The following is a 17429-nucleotide window of genomic DNA, read 5'->3' on the forward strand; positions in this document are numbered from 1 at the left end:
CCTCCCACATTCCTGTGACAGGCACAGGAATGTGGATGTGCCGGCCGGAAACGGAACGACACACAACGAACATTCTGAATATCTTCAACCTTTTATCGGGAACCGAATGCATTCGGGTGGGTTGTTCCAAAACGATTGGGCGCAACCTTTTTTTCGATGATGGATATTCATGTCGCCAAAAAAACCGAACGGAATTTCCACCACCCCGTGTCAGCACTGTCCCTTGCGCGACCTGCCGCATTTCAGGGACTTTTCCTCTTCCGAACTGGATTTCGTCTCCCGTTTCAAGACAGGGGAACTGGCGGTCGAAAGCGGTTCCGTCATTTTGATGGAAGGGTCGCACAGCGCCCATCTCTACACTGTCCTTCAAGGCTGGGCTTTCCGTTATAAAACACTGGAAGACGGCAGGCGGCAGATCCTCAATTATGTCATGCCAGGCGATCTAGTCGGCCTGCAGGGCACGGTCATGGGGGAAATGCAGCATTCGGTGGAGGCGCTGTCGCCGGTGACACTGTGTGTCTTCGAGCGCTCGCGACTCAACAACCTCTTCACCGATCATCCGACCCTTGCCTATGACCTGACGTGGATTGCAGCAAGCGAGGAGCGCATGCTCGACAACCACTTGCTCAGCATCGGCCGACGCACAGCAATCGAGCGTGCTGCCTACCTCATCGCGTTCCTTTACAGCAAGGCAAAGGCGGTTAATCTCGTGCAGGGTGAAACGCCGATCCCGGTAACCCAGCAGCACGTTGCCGATACGCTCGGCCTCTCCATCGTCCACACCAACAAGACCTTGAGAAAGCTTGTCGATCGCGGTCTGATTCGCTGGACGGACAAGGGCTGTCTGGTGCTGGACGATGCCGGACTGAGCCATGTTGCCGGTTGGCAAAACGATGAAAAGCGGCCAAGACCCTTCATCTGATCTTTTTTCGACATGTCTTTTTTAAATGACGTTGGGTCCGTAATTTGCGAACTCTGTCGACATGGCGCTTGAAAATCACATTGGCGACAGCGGCGCAAATCCGTCTGGTTCCCTTCACGTTGAAAGAAGAAGAAACATGGTGCCACAACGCTGCATCATCGTTGAAGATGAATATCTGGTGGCGCTTGACGTCGAGGCGGTTCTCCAGTCCATCGGCGTTGAAACCATCACGATTGCGACGACACTTGCGCAGGCACAGGACGCATTAGGGCGGGATGGCGCCGATTGCGTGCTTCTCGACGTCAGCCTTTCCGACGGCAAGAGTTACGATTTTGCCCGCCACCTGCGCGATCACGGAATTCCCTTCGGTTTCGTCAGCGGTTATGGCGACACGAGTGGTTTCCCCGAAGATCTCGTGCATGCGCCCCTGCTGGGCAAGCCTTTCGGTGAAAACGAAATCGCCGATTTCGTGACGACGCTCGTTGCTGCGGCGCGCGACACCGTAAAAGAATAACGTTTCGCCGTCAGATCGGTTATGATCGGGCTTGAATCGGAATTCGGACAGATTTCATGCAGTGGCAGGACGAGGCAATCATTCTCGGCGTAAAGCGTCATGGCGAGACCAGCGTCATCGCCGAGGTGATGACCCGTTTGCGCGGCCGCCATCTGGGGATGGTGCGCGGCGGGCGCTCCCGCAGCATGCAGCCGGTGCTGCAGGCGGGAAACCGGGTGGATGTGATCTGGCGGGCGCGGCTTGACGACCATCTCGGCGAATTCCGCATTGAGCCTTTGCAGTTGCGGGCAGCGCAATTGATGGAAACGGCAACCGCCGTGTATGGCGTGCAGGCCATGGGCGCGCTGCTGCGGCTTCTGCCGGAGCGTGACCCGCATCCGCATCTCTATCAGGCGCTCGACGTCATTCTCGACAATCTCCATGATCCGGTCGATGCTGGCGAATTGTTCGTACGGTTCGAGCTGGCGGTGCTGAACGATCTTGGTTTCGGTCTCGATCTCACGGAATGCGCGGCAACGGGCCTGCGCACCGATCTCATCTATGTATCGCCCAAAACGGGCAGGGCGGTCTGTAGTACGGCGGGCGCGCCCTATGCGGCGCGTATGCTTTCGCTTCCCGCTTTCCTGAGCGAAGGTCAGTCGAAGGCGGCCGACCGCGACAGCCTCGCGGCAGCCTTTCGCCTGACCGGCCATTTTCTCCACCGCCATGTCTATGATCCACGCGGCCTCAATGAAAACGCCGCCCGCGACGGTTTCGTGCAGGCGGCGTTGAAGGCACTGGAGCGCAAGGCGGTGCTGCCTGCGCTCGATAAGGCGGTATAGCCTCAGGCCATTGCTGGCCGAGGTGCGGGTCGTTCCTGAATAGGCCAATGCACGATGGCCGCAAAAATCCCCATGCCGACGCCGAGCCACCAGACGAGATCGTAGGAGCCGAGCTTGTCGTAAAGGAAGCCGCCGAGCCAGACACCGAGGAACGAGCCGATCTGATGCGACAGGAATACGACGCCACCCAGCATCCCGAGATGGCGCGTGCCGAACATGATCGCCACCAACGCATTGGTCGGCGGCACTGTGGAAAGCCACAGGATGCCCATCACGGCCGCGAAGATGATGACCGAAAGCGGCGTTTGCGGCAGAAGCAGGAAAGCTGTAACGGCGATTGAGCGGGCGATATAGATATAGGCCAGCAGATAGGGTTTCGAGTAACGCTGGGCAATGACGCCGGCGGCAAGCGATCCGATGATGTTAAAGAAGCCGATCAGCGCCATGGCGATGACCGCATAGCGGGGTTCGATGCCGATATCGCCGAGATAGGCCGGAAAATGCGCGGTGATGAAGGCCACCTGAAAACCGCAGACGAAAAAGCCGGTGGTCAAAAGCAGATAGCTCTTGTGGCCGAGCGCTTCTCTCAGCGCCTCGCCTGCCGTCTGCTTGAATTGCGTCTGCGACTGGCTGCCGGACGAGGAATTGCCGCGCATCGGATAGGCCAGCAGTGGCACCAGCATCATCATCACGGCAAGCCAAACGAGACTGTCCGACCAGCCATAGGTGGAAATCAGGCCCTGGCTGATTGGCGCAAACAGGAACATGCCCGCCGATCCCGCCGCGGTGCCGATGCCGAAGGCAAGCGAGCGTTGCTGCGGCGTAACATGCCGCGCGAAGGCCGAAAGAATGACGCTGAATGAACCAGCGGCAATGCCAAGCCCGACAAGCACGCCACCACCGAAATGCAGCCAGAAGGGCGACGTGCCGAAGGACATGCAGATGAGGCCAGCCGCATAGAGAAAGCCGGAAAGCACGAGCACACGGCCGGTGCCGAATTTATCGGCGATGGCGCCGAAGAATGGCTGGCCTAGACCCCAGAACAGGTTCTGAAACGCCATGGCAAGTCCGAAGGTGGAGCGGTCCCAGCCGGTATCGGCCAGCATGGGTAGCTGGAAAAAGCCCATCGCCGAGCGTGGCCCGAAGGTCATGACCGCGATCAGCGACCCGGCGACGATGATCGCCCAGGGCATGGTTTGGCGTGTGGCTTGCGACATGAAACTCTCCCGATGCAGCACCTCGCCCCGTGGGACGCTTTGCCGCAAAATTCCCCTTTGATGAGAGGAATATTATCTTTTGCAAGGCTGCCCCACTAGCAACTTTTCTTGACGGCACTATTCGTGCGATTGATGAGACACTCAGGTGAAATGCCATCGGGCAAGGTGAGGCAACGATGAAGCAGAATATTTACGACGACCCGCAGTTTTTCGAGCGCTACAGCGCCATGCCACGCTCTCTGGAGGGTCTGCGTCAGGCGGGCGAATGGCATGAGCTGCGCGCCATGTTGCCAACGCTGAAAGACAAGACAGTTCTTGATCTCGGTTGCGGTTTTGGCTGGCATTGCCGCCATGCCGTAGAGCAGGGCGCGGCGCATGTCGTCGGGGTCGATCTGTCGGAAAATATGCTGCGCCGCGCCGCCGAGATAAACGGCGGCCCCGGCATCGAATATCGCCGCGCCGCGATCGAGGACATCGATTTTGCGCCGGAAAGCTTCGATCTGGTACTGAGCTCACTCGCTCTGCACTACGTCCGCGACCTCGATGCGGCATTCGCGAGAGTTTTCTCCGTGTTGAAATCCGGCGGTGACTTTGTCTTTTCCATCGAGCACCCCGTGTTCACGGCGCTGGACAAACAGGACTGGTTCTACGGCGAAGATGGCGAAATACTGCACTGGCCGCTCGATAACTATCAGAACGAGGGCGTGCGCCATTCCAACTGGATGGCGGATGATGTCGTCAAATATCACCGCACGGTGTCAGGCATTCTCAACGCCCTGCTGACTTCAGGCTTTGCGATCACGCGGCTCGCGGAACCGAGGCCCGATCCCGCCCTGCTGGCGGAGCGGCCGGAGATGAAACACGAAGACCGCCGTCCGATTTTCCTGATCGTCGGTGCGAAGAAGCCTTGATACGAGATCGTGAGATGCATCGCCCGACAGCTTAACGCCTCTTGATCGCCCAGCCGTCCGGCCGTTCCTCGACTACCTTTGCCACATCGCCAACAGCTAGCCTGCCTTTGCCGCGCGGTGTGACATTCCAGCCGAAGAGCGGGCCGGGCACGCGCCGGTCGCCGGACATGCGGATGCGGCCCATCGCCTTCATGGGGGAAGGTACATCGCGCGAGCCGGTGATCTGGTCCTGTGTCGTCATGATGCAGCGGGCGCAGGGCTTGACGAGGTCGAAACGAATGCCGCCGATCTCGATCGCCGCCCAGCGATCCTCCGCCCACGGCTCGTCCGTTTCCAGCACGATATTGGGCCGGAACCGCTCCATGCCGACGGCGTCCTCGCCATTTGCACGCATATTGTCGTTAAGGGCTGCAAGTGAAGCGGTGGTGGTGACGAGTATCTGGTAACCGTCCGCAAAGGTGACGGGCGTTTCGTTGCCGGTCCATTCGAGGCTCGCGATGCGTTTTGCGATGTCGTCGAAGAACACCAGCTTCACCTCGCGCCCAAGCCACTCAGACAATGTGTCGTTGGTTTCGCTATCGGCGATATTGGCGCTGACGATCGATTTCCACACGGCCACATCCATGCGCTGCCCGGAAGGCCTGGCGAAAATCTTGCCACCTGCTTCCCGCGAAAGCACCATGCCGCCATCCGCGTGCTGTGCCAGAACCGTGGCAATATCAGGCAATTCGCGCTGGGTGATGAAGTGGCCCGAGGGGTCGGTCAGCATGGCGCGCCGGTCGCCGGGCAGGCCTTCCGCCGAAACATCACTTTTCGAGAGGACTATGCCGCGCGCGCTTTTCAGCGGGTAGATGTTGAGTTCGGTCACACGCATTCAGGTCTCCTCAGATTTCGTCGAGAAACAGGCCCAGCACCTGTTTCAGCCGCTCATGGCGGGCCTTTGCCAGTTCTCGCCCGGTTTCGGTGCGGAAACCATCCGCAAGCTTGAACAGCTTGGTTTCGAAATGGTCGATGGCAAAGGCGCGATCATCAAGCGGACGGTCCTTGGCCAGCGGATCGGCCGGGTCGTAAAGCGCCGAGCCCATGCGTCCGGCAATGTAAAAGCAGCGCGCCGCTCCCACCATGCCGATGGCGTCCAGCCGGTCGGCATCCTGAAGGATCTTTGCCTCCAGCGTCTGCGGCTCGATATTGGCGGAAAAACTATGTGTGGTGATGGCATGCGCGGCGGCGTCAATATCGGCCTGACGCCAGCCAAGCCCGGCCAGAATGCCGGAGGCTTTTTCCGCCGCAAGGCGTGAGGCCTGCGCGCGAAGCGGCGAGTTCTTCTCCACCGCCACGCAATCGTGCAAAAGCACGCTGGCCGCAAGCACCGTGCCATCGCCGCCTTCGCCCGCATGGATGCGCATGGCGTTGCGGAAGACGCGGTGGATATGGGCAAGATCGTGCGAGCCGTCGCCCGCATCGGCGGCATGCGGGATAAGGTCCTGCGCAAGCGCCTCATAGGGCGCAAAAGCCTCAGCCGGGATCATGTCTTCGGCTGCCGGGTGAGGATTTTCTGATAGAACAGACCGATACCGATCAGCACGGCGCCAAGCCCGATGAAGGACAGCGCCCGCAGAACGCCCTCAAGATTGCTCATGTCGATCAGGAATGCCTTGGCGACGGAGATCAGCACGAAGGCGGCGGATGCCAGACGCAGGCTGCGGGCATTGAAGCGCGAACCGACGATGAGCAGCAATACGCCGATCAACAGCCAGACCACCGAGTAGCTGTAGGTCTCGCCCTGCAGGAAGCCTTTCCAGTTGGCAATGTTTTCACCCTGCCAGAAGCGGCGGACCGAAAGCGTGGCCCAGGCAAAGCCAAGTGCGGCACCCGCCACGGCCAGCAGGCTGACATAGGCTGCAGGCCGCTTGCCGCGTGCGTAATAGGCAAGGCCGCCATAGGCAAGCGCCGGCAGCAGGTAACCGATCAGCAGCAGGTTGAGGAACGGGATGCGGCCGGTATTTTCGCCGGTGAAATAGGGGTTCAGCGTGAAGAAATGCATCACCAGCACGTTGATGACGGCGATAACGCCTGCAATCATCGAGCCGTAACGGAAGACGGGGCTGGGGCTCTTCAAATCGAGCGTCATCAGTACGCCTGAAAAACCGATGGTCAGCAGCGTATAGATCGACTGTTCGCCAAGCGTCGGCACGCTTTCGTCCAGTGTGCCGCCATTCATCGCATGGCGGATGAGGATTGCGACCGCCAGCAGGCCCATCAGGCTGGCGATAGCCTGCAGGAAGTTCTTTGCCCGGAAGCCCGGCCAGTCGCGCAGCATCCAGGCGGAGACGATAGCTAGCAGCGCCGGAATGCCGTAACCCGGCAGAAGCGCGTTGAAGACCGGCGTGAGCCCAAGATTTTGCGGCCCGACGATGGTCGGCTCCCAAGCGATGCGGCCAAGAACGGCAACACTTGCCACCGCCATGACCCAGGGCAGCACATCCCAGTTGCGCTGTCGGGTTGCCAGCACATAACCGAAACCGATGACGGAAAGCAGTATGGTTGTCGTAAGCCCCTCAGTCAGCGTGTGCAGGCTTAGCGCGAATGCGGCAAAGGAGCCAAGCACGAGGATGTTGAGCGGCTTGCGATAGGCCTCGTTGTTTTGTCGGTGCAGCCATTCGGCAGCGGAGATCAGCAGGAAACCGAGGCCGAGGCCATAGGCTGCATGCAGCCAGTCACGACCGAGATTTCCATATTCGACGAAGCTCGCGGTTCCGAGCCAGACCGGGAAGAGAGCTGCAATCCCCGCCCAGAGCTGGGCGAAATCCGGATCGTCCGCGCCCTTGCGTTTCAGGAAGGAAAAACCGCAGAGCAAAAGAATGGCGCCAAGACCAAGCGCCATGGCGATTTCAGCCATGTAGCCGGTTCGCACCGGCGGCAGCGCAATCGAGGTATCGTTGATGATGCCGATAAAATCGAGCCCGGAGCGAGACATCACCGAGACCGCAGCCTGCGCGCCAAGTGCTGCGATAATGGCGGGCCAGACCGCGTTGCGGCGGGAAGCACCAAGGGCAGCCAGCCCTGCGATGAGCGCTGAGACAATCACGGCCGGATGAAGGTCGATGCCGGCGCCGATGACGAGAAAGCTGAATGCCGGCAGGATCACGGCCATTGAGACGGTGAGATTGATGGCAAGCGACGGGCGCAGCAAAAGCCGCATGGCGCGAACGGCGCGCCGCCCGGAAGTTACGGTTTCTCCCGTTTCGGCAGGTGCTGTGTCGAAATAGCGTCCGGGCCAGAGGAAGATCGTACCCGCAAGCATGACGAGCAGCGCAAGGACCGGAGGTGCAGCACTGATCGTGTCGGCGATGGCGATATAGCCGAGCGCCCAGAGGCCGAGACCGGCATTGGCAAGCGAGGGAGCCACGGTCCAGCGCTGCCTGCGCGCAGCCGCCGCCGTTGCCAGCCAGGATATGGTGAGGAAGACGAAGAGCGCCCAGATATTCGGGGTTTCAGTGGAAATCAGCGCAGGCGTCAGCATCGAACCCAAAAGGCCAAGACCGGCGAGCGCCTGCCCGTGCAGAAGTGAAAGGCCAATAGTGGCGAAGGCGACAAGCCCGAGCAGGATGAAAGCGGTGGTGGGGCTTATGTAGTCGTAAATGCCGTAGGCCGCATAAACCACGCCGAACAGCGTCAGTGCACCCGCGGCCGTCAGCACGCCAGGTATCATGGCGTTGGAATAGGTCGTAGCGATGCCCGGCACGGCCCTGCGGCGGATTGCTTCGCCGGCAAGACCGAGACCGAGGCCGAAAATGGCGGCGAGCGAAAGCCGCACGGCCGGGCTCAGAAGCCCAGACTCGATCGAATATTTGATCAGGAAAATGCCGCCGAGCGCCAGCGCCAGCCCACCTGCCCACACTGCCCAGCGTGCGCCCAGCAGACTTTCGAAGCTTTCCTTCGGGGCTGACGCGGATGCGGCCTCAGTGGAAAGCGCACTTGTCTCTTCCGCGCTGGCAAGGTTCTCCGCCGGCGCCATGGCCGCGGCCATTTCGGTTTCGGACGGATATTCCGTTTCGACGAACTCTTCTTCCGGCAAAGCCCGGTTTTCTTCTTCCGCCCTGAAATCCGGGTTTTCCGCGGCTGAATCCGCCTCCGCCTGTGCGGCAAGAGGAGAGGCCGCCCCGGTGGCCATCAGCCGCTTCAGGCCGTTAACCTCACGCTCCAGCGACTTGATGCGGCTTGAATTGCGGATGCTTGCGACCAGCGTATAGATGAAGGCTGCGATGACGGCGAGGATGAGAAACGGGATTTCCAAACAGACTCTCCAATTACTAAGCTGTTTTTAAAGCCGTTTTGGCGAATTTATGCAAGGCTTGGTTGAGGGATGCGGGAGGTTGCCGTTTGTTTCTTCTGCCCGCCGGGGAGACGGTGTCCCGAAGGGTCGGATGAGGGGAAAACGTTGCCCAATCTCACGGCCTTTGCCCCTTATACCGCTGCCGTGGCTTTCTGCCCGGCGGGGGAGAACAAACCACGAGGCAACGTAGTATCGTCAGATGTCACGCCGCAAGCCAGTGCCGTGCCGCTTCGATATCGGCAAACCCAAGATCGTGACCGTCATCGATCATTTGCACTTCTGCCCGCGCGCCGCCGGCCACAAGCCTGCCTTGCACATCTGCCGCTCTGTCGCGATATTTGTCGCGTTCTCCGGCTACGAGCAGGAAGTTGCGTCCGGTAAGATCACTTTCCGGCCATCTATCGAGAATCGGCAACGGGCGATAAAGCAGCGCGTCCCCGGCAAGCTCCGGGTAGAGTGCCGCAAAGGCCGCATAGAAATTTGCGCCGTTGGAATGGCCGATGAAGCGCAGTTTCGAACGATCCAGACCATAGGACCGAATGGCGCCGTCAATGAAGGCGGCAAAGGCTTCCGCTTCCGAGACGATATCCTTCTGGTCGAAGCTGAAATCAGGCAGACGCCTGAACCAGCGGGCGATGTCTTCCTCCGTGCTGCGGCCACGAACGCCGAGAAGCGTGGCGCCCGGAGCAGCCCGGTGCGCCAGCGGCATCAGGCTGGTTTCACTGCCGCCGGAACCGTGCAGCAGGATGATGGTGCTGCCATCCGGCTTCTCGGGCGTATAGAAGCGGTGCACGAAGGGCAGGTCGCGATAGACGATACGTTCTTCGCCCGGCATCGAAAATTGCGGCAGCGCAACGCGCACATCCGCTTCGTCCTTCATGAAGAGTGGCGGGATGAACAAATTTTCGCCGAGTGCCTCCAGCGGTTCGTCCACGGTCATGCCGGGAGCGTCGGTCGCCATTTCAATCAGCACGCCGCCCGGTTCGCGGACATAAAGCGAGTGGAAATATTTTCGGTCGTGGGCATTCGTCGTGCTGGAGTTCAGCGATTTCAGCTCGGCCAGAACCGCGTTCAACTCGTCCAGATCCTTCGCGCGGAAAGCGATGTGGTCAACAGTGCCGGTGCCCGGGGCGCTGGACCAGAAGCCGGTCGCGTCGCGCACGTCGATGATGTCGCCGCTTTGCGAGACGAGCCGGCGGATCGCGCCCGTCTGGCTTTCCTGCCGGTAGCCGAAATATCGTGTGAGGAACGCCACGGTTTCTTCCGGCACCTCGCTCAGCATCGTCGCGCCATAAATCCGGCGAATGGCGTCTTCTGCGGGGATGTCGTTTGTCACATGCGGCGTGGCATCGGCGAAGGCGTTCGTGCCGACCAGCTTGACGATCAGGCCGTCAGGGTCTTTCAACCGGATGACAGGGGTTCCGAATTCGTCGGATGGGCCCTCCGCGCGGATGCCGAATTTCAGCGCGCGCGTCAGCCAGAAACCAATGCTGGCAGGGCCGATCGCCAGTGAAACTTCCAGCGTCTGGCCATAACCCACGCGGCCCTGCCCACCGTCTTCCCAGACGAGGAAGGTCAAAAGCGAGCCGGGCGAGGCGTTTCCGTCGCCGTAAAGCAGGTGAAGCTGCATGGCATCTTCAAAACCGGCAGTGCGTTTGACAAGCCTTAAGCCCAGAAAGCCGGCGTAAAAATCGACATTCGCCTGCACCTTCCGGGTGATCATCGTGATGTGGTGTATGCCCAGTGCAGAATTCATCTTGCCGTCCCCGCCGTTTTGCCTGCTGTTTGTGGCCCTATTTGTCCCACGCTGCGCCTGATCCGCAACCCCGGCAAGTGAGAACGCTGTGTTCGCTGCGTGAACGATATTGCTGTCGCTTCGTTGCATGCGGGATGGGCAAAAATCGGGCTTTTTGCCTGCCGGTTGACCAAGAATGCCTTTAAAATAAGCATACAAAATAACGGCTATTTTGTATGCAATTTTATCTTGCCTTGATGGCTGGAATTGGGTCTTATGCAACCAATCCAACCATAACCATCAGGGGGAACATATGATATTAACGCGTAGGTTGTTGTCGAGAGCTCTGGCCATTGCTGTAGTCGGTGCCGCTGCCGGGCTGTCGCTGCCGGTAATGAGCGCCCATGCCGAAACGCCGGTGAAATTCACGCTCGACTGGAAATTCGAGGGACCTGCCGCAGGTTTCCTGCTGGCGCTGGACAAGGGATACTTCAAGGCCGAAGGCCTCGACGTGACGATCGACAGCGGCAACGGCTCGGTGGAGGCCATTCCGCGCGTGGCAACCGGCGCTTACCAGATGGGTTTCGGCGACATCAATTCGGTGATCAAGTTCCTCGATGAGGATCCGAGCCAGAAGGTCAAGGCCGTTTACATGGTCTATGAACGCCCGACATTTGCCGTCGTGGGCCGCAAGTCGCTTGGTGTGACTGGCGACCCGAAGTCGCTGGAAGGCAAGAAACTCGGCGCGCCGCCGCCGGATGGCGCTTTTGCGCAATGGCCAGCCTTCAAGCAAGTCGCGGGGCTGGACGACAGCAAGATCAAGATCGAATCGATCGGCTTTCCGGTGCGTGAGCCGATGCTCGCCAAGGGTGATGTCGACGGCGTCTTCGGCTTTGCCTTTTCGGTGATCCTCAACCTGAAAAAACAGGGCATTGCCGATGACGATATCTCGACCATCCTGATGGCCGAGCATGGCTTGAATCTTTATGGCAATGCCGTTCTGGTAAACACTGATTTTGCTGAGAAAAACCCTGATGCCGTCAAGGGTTTCCTCAAGGCGTTGGCCAAGGGCTTCGCCGATTCCGTCAAGACCCCTGAAGAGGGTGTGGCGGCCGTGCTCAAGCGTAACGAGACGCTCGACAGCACGATTGAGCTGGAACGCCTCAACATGGCCAACAGCATGAACATCAAGACGCCCTATGTGGTGGAAAATGGCATGGGCGGCGTCGATCCGGCCCGGCTTGCTGCCTCCCTCGAGACCCTGAAAGTTTCCATGGGTCTGAAAGGTAACGTCAAGGCAGAGCAGGTCTTCGACGCGGCTTACCTGCCGCCCAAGGAAGAGCGCATGCTTCCCTGATTGATGTCACGGCGACCGCCCGGATCGCTTGCCGGTCCGGGCGGTTTGCAATTTTTAAATAGCATGGGGGGCTGAAAAGGGGACTGCGATGTCACATCTCGTGGAAATAGACAATGTCGACATGCGTTACGGCGAGGCGGCCGGAACGCTGGCTGTATCCGGCCTCAACCTGACGGTCGACAAGGGGGAATTCGCTGCTGTCGTCGGCCCGTCGGGCTGCGGCAAGTCGACCCTGATGAAGCTGGTAACGGGGCTGCACATTCCGCAAAAGGGCAATGTCATCGTGGCCGGACGGCAGGTCACGGAACCGGTGTCCATTGTCGGCATGGCGTTTCAGAACCCGACGATGCTGCCCTGGCGCACGACGCTCGAAAATATCCTGCTGCCGCTGGAGATCGTTGAGAAACACCGCCGGCGTCTGCGCGCGCATAAGGCCGAATATGTCGCCAAAGCCGAACGCCTGCTGGAAATCGTCGGCCTCAAAGGCTTCGGCTCGAAGTTCCCCTGGCAGCTTTCCGGCGGCATGCAGCAACGCGCCAATCTCTGCCGCGCATTGATCCACGAGCCAGACCTTCTCATGCTGGATGAGCCCTTCGGCGCGCTCGACGCCTTTACCCGTGAGGAACTGTGGTGCGTCATCCGCGATCTGCATACGGCGCAGCGGGTTACCATCATTCTGGTGACACACGATCTGCGCGAAGCGACCTTTCTCGCCGACAAGATTTTCGTGATGAGTGCAAGGCCGGGCCGCGTTCTGGCGGAACACCGCGTGCCTTTTGCGCGGCCGCGCCAGCTGGATATCATGTATGACAAGGGTTTTAACGACATGGTGCAGGAACTGCATGGCGAGATAGCTCAGGCGAGGGTGGCGGCATGAGTGCGTTTGTGGAAAGCAGCATGGCAACCGCGCCGTCGAAACCGCTGATCGCCCGGGTCAACTGGGTGAAGGCCGCCCCCTGGCTCTATACGCTGGCGCTGTTTGCAATGTGGGAATTGCTGGTCTACGCGCTGAAAATGCCGCCAACCATTCTGCCGTCGCCCGTGCGTGTGGGGCAGGCCATCGTGCAATATTGGTCGCCGATCTGGAAGAACTCACTTCAGACGCTCTATACCACCACGCTCGGTTTTGCGATCGCCGTCGCGGCGGGTCTCGCCATCGGCCTCTTTATCGGCTGGTCGAAAACCATCTATGCCGGGCTTTATCCGCTGATGATCGGTTTTAACGCCATCCCCAAAGTGGCGCTGGTGCCGATCCTCGTCATCTGGTTCGGCATCGGCACTGTTCCTGCGGTTCTGACTGCGTTCCTGATTTCCTTCTTCCCCATCGTCGTCAACGTCGCGACCGGTCTGGCCACCATCGAGCCGGAAACGGAGGACGTGCTGCGCGCACTTGGCGCCAGGAAGATGGATATCATGCTGAAGGTCGGCATTCCGCGCTCCATGCCTTACTTCTTCGGCTCCCTGAAAATCGCCATCACGCTCGCCTTCGTCGGCTCGGTCGTATCGGAAACCGTCGCTTCCAATTATGGCCTCGGTAATATGATGAGTTCGGCGCAAAGCCAGTTCAACGTCCCACTGGTCTTTGCCGGTCTGTTGATGCTCGCCGTGGAAGGTATCGTCATGTATGCGATCATGGCCTGGCTCGAAAAGCGCATGACCGGCTGGGCGCATCGCTCGACCATGGGGCAGTGAGCGGGGAAAGGGCCGCATCAACTCGCATTGGTTGCCTTCTCCCCACTGGGGGGAAGGCGAAATCGTGACAATTCAAGGTTTGACCACAGGCTGCGGAAAACCAGGAAGAGTGCGGTCTTAATGCGCCGCCATTTCCTCGACGATCTCAGGGCCATCCATCTGGAACGGATAATAGGTTGGCCAATTGGTCACCTCGTCCAGAAGTGCCTTGCGGTCATTGCCCCAGTAGAGGTGGTAATGGCCGGCTTTTTTAGGCGCGATGGTGTGATCGCTGAACTGAATAAATTGCGGTGCATCCGCATCGCCGCCGGTCTTTTTGAAGATGTACCGCACGCCGCGATTACCCTTCTTGTAGGTCAGGATTTCCTGGCCGTCGCTGACATAAGTGCCTTGCGTTGGTTTGCCTTCCTTATAAAACGCCACGTTGTCGCCCTTGATGGTGATGCGATTGACATCCGTTTTGTAGCCGATTTCGTAATAGGCACGATATTCGGCTGCTGTCTTGTCGCCGTGGGCTGCCTTCTCCGCCATGATCCCATCGAGAGAACCGTTCAGCAGATAGGGATAGACTGACTGCCAGTCACCTTCCCAGTCTGAAAGCATGCGTGGCTTCACCTGCGCATCCTCGAAGTAACCCTTGTAGATCTGTTTCTCGGCTTCGGTCTGGCCATGGCTGTGGTCGTGGCTGTGACTATGCGCGGTGGACGTCTTGTCTTTTCCGGCCGCCAGTGCCGGGGCTGTCATCAGCAGCATGGAACCGATTGCAAGCGCGCCGGTGACGCGGGTGATGGTTTTTTGCATTCTTCTGGCCCTTATGTGGTTATAAATCGAAGGGTAAGTTATGTAATAACATTACGCATTGGTCGTATAAGCACGTCCTTCGCCAGACGCAAGAGCGCCCGCCGCCACCCTTGCGGGAAAAATGGTGAAAGCCGGCTGAGGGCCGGCTTTCATATGGGAAAAAGTTGCATGGAGAAGGGAGCGGCTGGGACGCTCCCAATTCACGCGGTTTGTGCGGTTAATTCCGCCTTGCGCTCATCGAAAGCGAGCTTCATTGCCTTCGTCACGTCACGCGTGGTTGCGAAGTAATTGTCGCTACGCGCCCAGTAGCGCAATTTCACGGTGGCGCTGTCGGCGCTGACCGAATCGACGAAGGTAACGGGGGCGGGGTCCAGCAGTACCCGGCTTTCCGAGCGCACCACACGCATCAGCATGTCCTGAGCCGCAGCCAGATCCTCGTCGCTCTTAACCGTCAGGCTCAATTCGTGGCGGCGTGAGGGAAAGCGGCTATAATTGGTGATTGGCACGTTCCACAGGGTGGAATTTGGCGCAAGGCGGTAAAGCCCATCGCTGGTTTTAAGCTCGGTCGCAAACAGGCCGATTTCGATCACCGTGCCGCTCACAGCGCCAGTCTCGATATATTCGCCAACCCGGAAGGGACGCAGCACCAGAAGCATGATGCCGGCGGCGATGTTCTGCAATGTCCCCTGAAGCGCCAGGCCGATGGCGAGGCCGGCAGCGCCGAGTGCCGCAAGAATGGAGGCCGTCTGTACACCAAACTGGCCAAGCACCATGACCAGCACCAGAATAAGCACCACGTAACGGATGGCACCCGCGAAGAAACCGGCAAGCGTCGCATCGAAGCCGCGGATGCGCGACAGGCCCTGAAAAGCCCAGCGCTGCAGGAAAGTCGCGGCCAGCCAGCCGATGATCAGAAGCAGCAGCGCACCAATGATCGAAAAGGAATATTGCACCGCCAGCGTGCTCGCCTGCCGTACCGCTGCCTGCGATGCGACGATGATATCCGTTGCCTGTTGTTCCATGAATTATCCCGTGATTCTTATTGCTGTTCTACTTTGGTAACGACTGGATGCCGCAGGGGTTCCGCCAAAAAAACGGAGCCGTCAGTTGGAGAGAGGCAGCACGAAGGGTACGTTGCCGTCCGTATCCGCGCCCCTGCCGATCGTCTTGATTGCCGCCACCAGCTTGCCATCCCGCCCAAGCAACCGGTCCCCGATTGCGATGATGCGGGCATTGGGGGTGGCATAGGGTGATGCGGTGCGCAGGCTGAGCGCAAGCGCCATCTCGTCCTGATCCGGATAAAGGCTGAGTGCTGCAATGACGGCTGCGGCAGGAGAGCGCGACACGCCCATCCAGCAATGGATGAGAAGCGGTGCGGACTGGTCCCATTCGCGGGCGAAATCGATCAGCCGCAGCACATGCGCATCGTCAGGCGCGATGAGATCGCCGGTGCCCTTGAAGCTGATGTCGTTCATCGCAAGGGTCAGGTGCCTTTCGGCTGAGATCACCGCCGGGCGGTGAAAGGTCTGCTCCTTTGCTATCAGCGTCACCATTTCACGGGCTTTGTGCTTAACGGCCATTTCCGCGATCCGCGACAGCGGCGATACGACGATAGAAGTCATTTAACCCCTCCAGCCGCGTTGCCGGTTTTGACCACGCGCATCGCCTCTATCGCCTCGAAGCGTTCAACGAACCGCTTCTGCGCCTCGGTCGAGGGAAGCGGGATAATGTCGAACATATCGCGGGTGATGCCGCGCGGCAGGCCGAAGAATTTCTGTGCCTCGGCAATGGAAAAACCGGCAAGCTCCGTCGCCTCGAAAAAGGCGGCAACCGTATCGGCTTTCTTGATGCGGTCCTTCAGTTCGCGCGAGGCATGCGGCGGCAGGCCAAAGCGCAGATGCACGGCCGCTTCCAGCCTTTTCTCCACGGTTTTATAACCGCCGCCAACCACGGATTTGAACGGCGAGATCATGTCGCCGATGACATATTCCGGGGCGTCGTGCAAAAGCGCCATCTGCATATCGTCGGGCGTCGCATTCGCACATATGCGGCAGAAAATGTTCTCCACGATGAGGCTATGCTGGGCGACGGAGAAGGCGTGATCGCCGCGCGTCTGGCCGTTCCAGCGGGCGACGCGGGCAAGACCATGCGCGATATCGGCGATTTCTACGTCGAGCGGTGAGGGGTCGAGCAAGTCGAGCCGCCGTCCAGAAAGCATGCGCTGCCAGGCGCGCGGACTTTTAGCGGACGCCACGCCTATTCCTCCGCCTGTACCGCAGGATCGACGACGGGGAAGGAGATGCCGCTCCAGGCCGGCAAGGCCACAGTCACGGGAACATTCTCGGCAATGAGCGGCGTGGCGGAGGCGAGCGCATCGGCAACGCGGTCTGTCCGCACGATGGCAAGTCCCGTGTTGCCGCAAACGGTTCCAAGCGCCCCGACCGGTTTTCCATTGACGGTGATTTCGGTTCCGGTTGCGGGAAGCGCGCTTTCAGCCGAAACGGTGACGACCCGCCGTCTTGCCGTGCCGCGATGTTTCATGCGCGAGACGACTTCCTGACCGACGAAGCAACCCTTTTTGAACGAGACGCCGTCATTCACATCCATCAGCACATCATGCGGAAAAGCATCCTGCAACGCGTAATCCCGGCCGGATTCGGCAATTCCGTGCTCAATGCGCAGGGCATCATATGCCGTTATGTCGCCAGAGGCTGAAGCACCCGGCACGCGGAACAGATTGATGCCGGCCTTGGCGAAACGGCCGTCCTTCGCGCCCGCCTCCGGCACGCTTTCGCTCCAGAAAACGCTGACACCTTCTATCGGTTCGGCCTTGAGATCGACGGGCGCGCGCAGCTTGTACATGGTCAGGCGGCGCAGCAGCGCATCCTGTTCGGCAGCGCCCGATTCGATCAGATAATCCGGCCCATCGCGCGCGATCAGGAAATCGAACAGGATCTTGCCCTGCGGCGTCAGAAGTGCCGAGGCGCGCGCCTCGCCTTGCGGCAGGTTTTCAACATCGGCCGTGATCAGATTGTTCAGAAACTCTTCGGCACCCGTGCCGGAAACTCTGATCAGGCGGCGGTCGGCAAGAAAGGCGGAAGGCATGGCATCACCGTTCGGTTC

General features: G+C 59.7%; 17 protein-coding genes. 7 read left to right on the plus strand and 10 right to left on the minus strand.

Features of this window, described 5'->3' with window-relative positions; all coding sequences use genetic code 11:
* Nucleotides 1-169 precede the first annotated feature (169 nt).
* From ACZ5A6_RS03655 to recO, 3 genes are all read left to right on the plus strand, one after another.
* Nucleotides 170-922 carry a Crp/Fnr family transcriptional regulator gene (locus ACZ5A6_RS03655; protein WP_003512249.1) on the plus strand — a complete coding sequence of 251 codons (753 nt, stop codon included), beginning with the start codon at nucleotides 170-172 and terminating at the stop codon, nucleotides 920-922.
* Nucleotides 923-1058: 136 nt separating this feature from the next.
* Nucleotides 1059-1436: a response regulator gene (locus ACZ5A6_RS03660; protein ID WP_025592901.1), complete on the plus strand. Its 378-nt coding sequence runs from the start codon at nucleotides 1059-1061 to the stop codon at nucleotides 1434-1436.
* Nucleotides 1437-1492: 56 nt separating this feature from the next.
* Complete coding sequence (gene recO, locus ACZ5A6_RS03665; RefSeq protein WP_003512253.1) at nucleotides 1493-2257, plus strand: DNA repair protein RecO; 765 nt, start codon at nucleotides 1493-1495, stop codon at nucleotides 2255-2257.
* 2 nt (nucleotides 2258-2259) lie between these two features.
* Here recO and ACZ5A6_RS03670 read toward each other — a convergent pair whose 3' ends face one another.
* The gene (locus ACZ5A6_RS03670) at nucleotides 2260-3474 is read right to left on the minus strand and encodes an MFS transporter (RefSeq protein ID WP_003512255.1); all 1215 of its coding nucleotides are present in this window, start codon (nucleotides 3472-3474) and stop codon (nucleotides 2260-2262) included.
* Between the two features lie 176 nt (nucleotides 3475-3650).
* On the opposite strand from ACZ5A6_RS03670, the gene ACZ5A6_RS03675 reads away from it, so the two are divergent.
* Nucleotides 3651-4385, plus strand: a complete 735-nt coding sequence (locus tag ACZ5A6_RS03675) for a class I SAM-dependent methyltransferase (RefSeq protein ID WP_003512256.1) — start codon at nucleotides 3651-3653, stop codon at nucleotides 4383-4385.
* Between the two features lie 31 nt (nucleotides 4386-4416).
* Here ACZ5A6_RS03675 and ACZ5A6_RS03680 read toward each other — a convergent pair whose 3' ends face one another.
* From ACZ5A6_RS03680 to ACZ5A6_RS03695, 4 genes are all read right to left on the minus strand, one after another.
* Complete coding sequence (locus ACZ5A6_RS03680) at nucleotides 4417-5259, minus strand: MOSC domain-containing protein (protein ID WP_003512258.1); 843 nt, start codon at nucleotides 5257-5259, stop codon at nucleotides 4417-4419.
* A 10-nt stretch (nucleotides 5260-5269) separates the two neighbouring features.
* Nucleotides 5270-5914: an HD domain-containing protein gene (locus ACZ5A6_RS03685; RefSeq protein WP_003512260.1), complete on the minus strand. Its 645-nt coding sequence runs from the start codon at nucleotides 5912-5914 to the stop codon at nucleotides 5270-5272.
* Complete coding sequence (locus ACZ5A6_RS03690; RefSeq protein WP_174061506.1) at nucleotides 5911-8682, minus strand: DUF2339 domain-containing protein; 2772 nt, start codon at nucleotides 8680-8682, stop codon at nucleotides 5911-5913. The genes ACZ5A6_RS03685 and ACZ5A6_RS03690 overlap by 4 nt, the downstream gene beginning before the upstream one ends.
* Before the next feature lie 241 nt (nucleotides 8683-8923).
* Nucleotides 8924-10477: a VOC family protein gene (locus ACZ5A6_RS03695; protein WP_174061505.1), complete on the minus strand. Its 1554-nt coding sequence runs from the start codon at nucleotides 10475-10477 to the stop codon at nucleotides 8924-8926.
* A gap of 292 nt (nucleotides 10478-10769) precedes the next feature.
* Here ACZ5A6_RS03695 and ACZ5A6_RS03700 point away from each other — a divergent pair, with 292 nt between their 5' ends.
* From ACZ5A6_RS03700 to ACZ5A6_RS03710, 3 genes are all read left to right on the plus strand, one after another.
* Nucleotides 10770-11813 (plus strand): ABC transporter substrate-binding protein, encoded by a 1044-nt coding sequence (locus ACZ5A6_RS03700; protein ID WP_174061504.1) that lies wholly within the window; start codon nucleotides 10770-10772, stop codon nucleotides 11811-11813.
* 88 nt (nucleotides 11814-11901) lie between these two features.
* Nucleotides 11902-12690 (plus strand): ABC transporter ATP-binding protein, encoded by a 789-nt coding sequence (locus tag ACZ5A6_RS03705; RefSeq protein WP_464111048.1) that lies wholly within the window; start codon nucleotides 11902-11904, stop codon nucleotides 12688-12690.
* Nucleotides 12687-13505, plus strand: a complete 819-nt coding sequence (locus tag ACZ5A6_RS03710) for an ABC transporter permease (protein WP_003512280.1) — start codon at nucleotides 12687-12689, stop codon at nucleotides 13503-13505. The genes ACZ5A6_RS03705 and ACZ5A6_RS03710 overlap by 4 nt, the downstream gene beginning before the upstream one ends.
* Before the next feature lie 117 nt (nucleotides 13506-13622).
* Here the strand turns inward: ACZ5A6_RS03710 and ACZ5A6_RS03715 are convergent, their stop codons facing one another.
* The 5 genes from ACZ5A6_RS03715 to ygfZ form a co-directional block, all read right to left on the minus strand.
* Entirely contained in the window at nucleotides 13623-14306 is a 684-nt protein-coding gene (locus ACZ5A6_RS03715; protein ID WP_038490476.1) for a metal-binding protein ZinT, read from the minus strand.
* 200 nt (nucleotides 14307-14506) lie between these two features.
* Nucleotides 14507-15328: a mechanosensitive ion channel family protein gene (locus ACZ5A6_RS03720; protein WP_019565366.1), complete on the minus strand. Its 822-nt coding sequence runs from the start codon at nucleotides 15326-15328 to the stop codon at nucleotides 14507-14509.
* A gap of 81 nt (nucleotides 15329-15409) precedes the next feature.
* Nucleotides 15410-15928 (minus strand): tyrosine phosphatase family protein, encoded by a 519-nt coding sequence (locus ACZ5A6_RS03725; RefSeq protein WP_173992468.1) that lies wholly within the window; start codon nucleotides 15926-15928, stop codon nucleotides 15410-15412.
* Nucleotides 15925-16560 carry a YfbR-like 5'-deoxynucleotidase gene (locus tag ACZ5A6_RS03730; protein WP_162632955.1) on the minus strand — a complete coding sequence of 212 codons (636 nt, stop codon included), beginning with the start codon at nucleotides 16558-16560 and terminating at the stop codon, nucleotides 15925-15927. Before ACZ5A6_RS03730 ends, ACZ5A6_RS03725 begins: the two co-directional genes overlap by 4 nt.
* Nucleotides 16561-16562: 2 nt before the next feature.
* The gene (ygfZ, locus tag ACZ5A6_RS03735; protein ID WP_013635811.1) at nucleotides 16563-17411 is read right to left on the minus strand and encodes a CAF17-like 4Fe-4S cluster assembly/insertion protein YgfZ; all 849 of its coding nucleotides are present in this window, start codon (nucleotides 17409-17411) and stop codon (nucleotides 16563-16565) included.
* Nucleotides 17412-17429: the final 18 nt, after the last annotated feature.

Source organism: Agrobacterium sp. 6Ca8 (assembly GCF_055382765.1).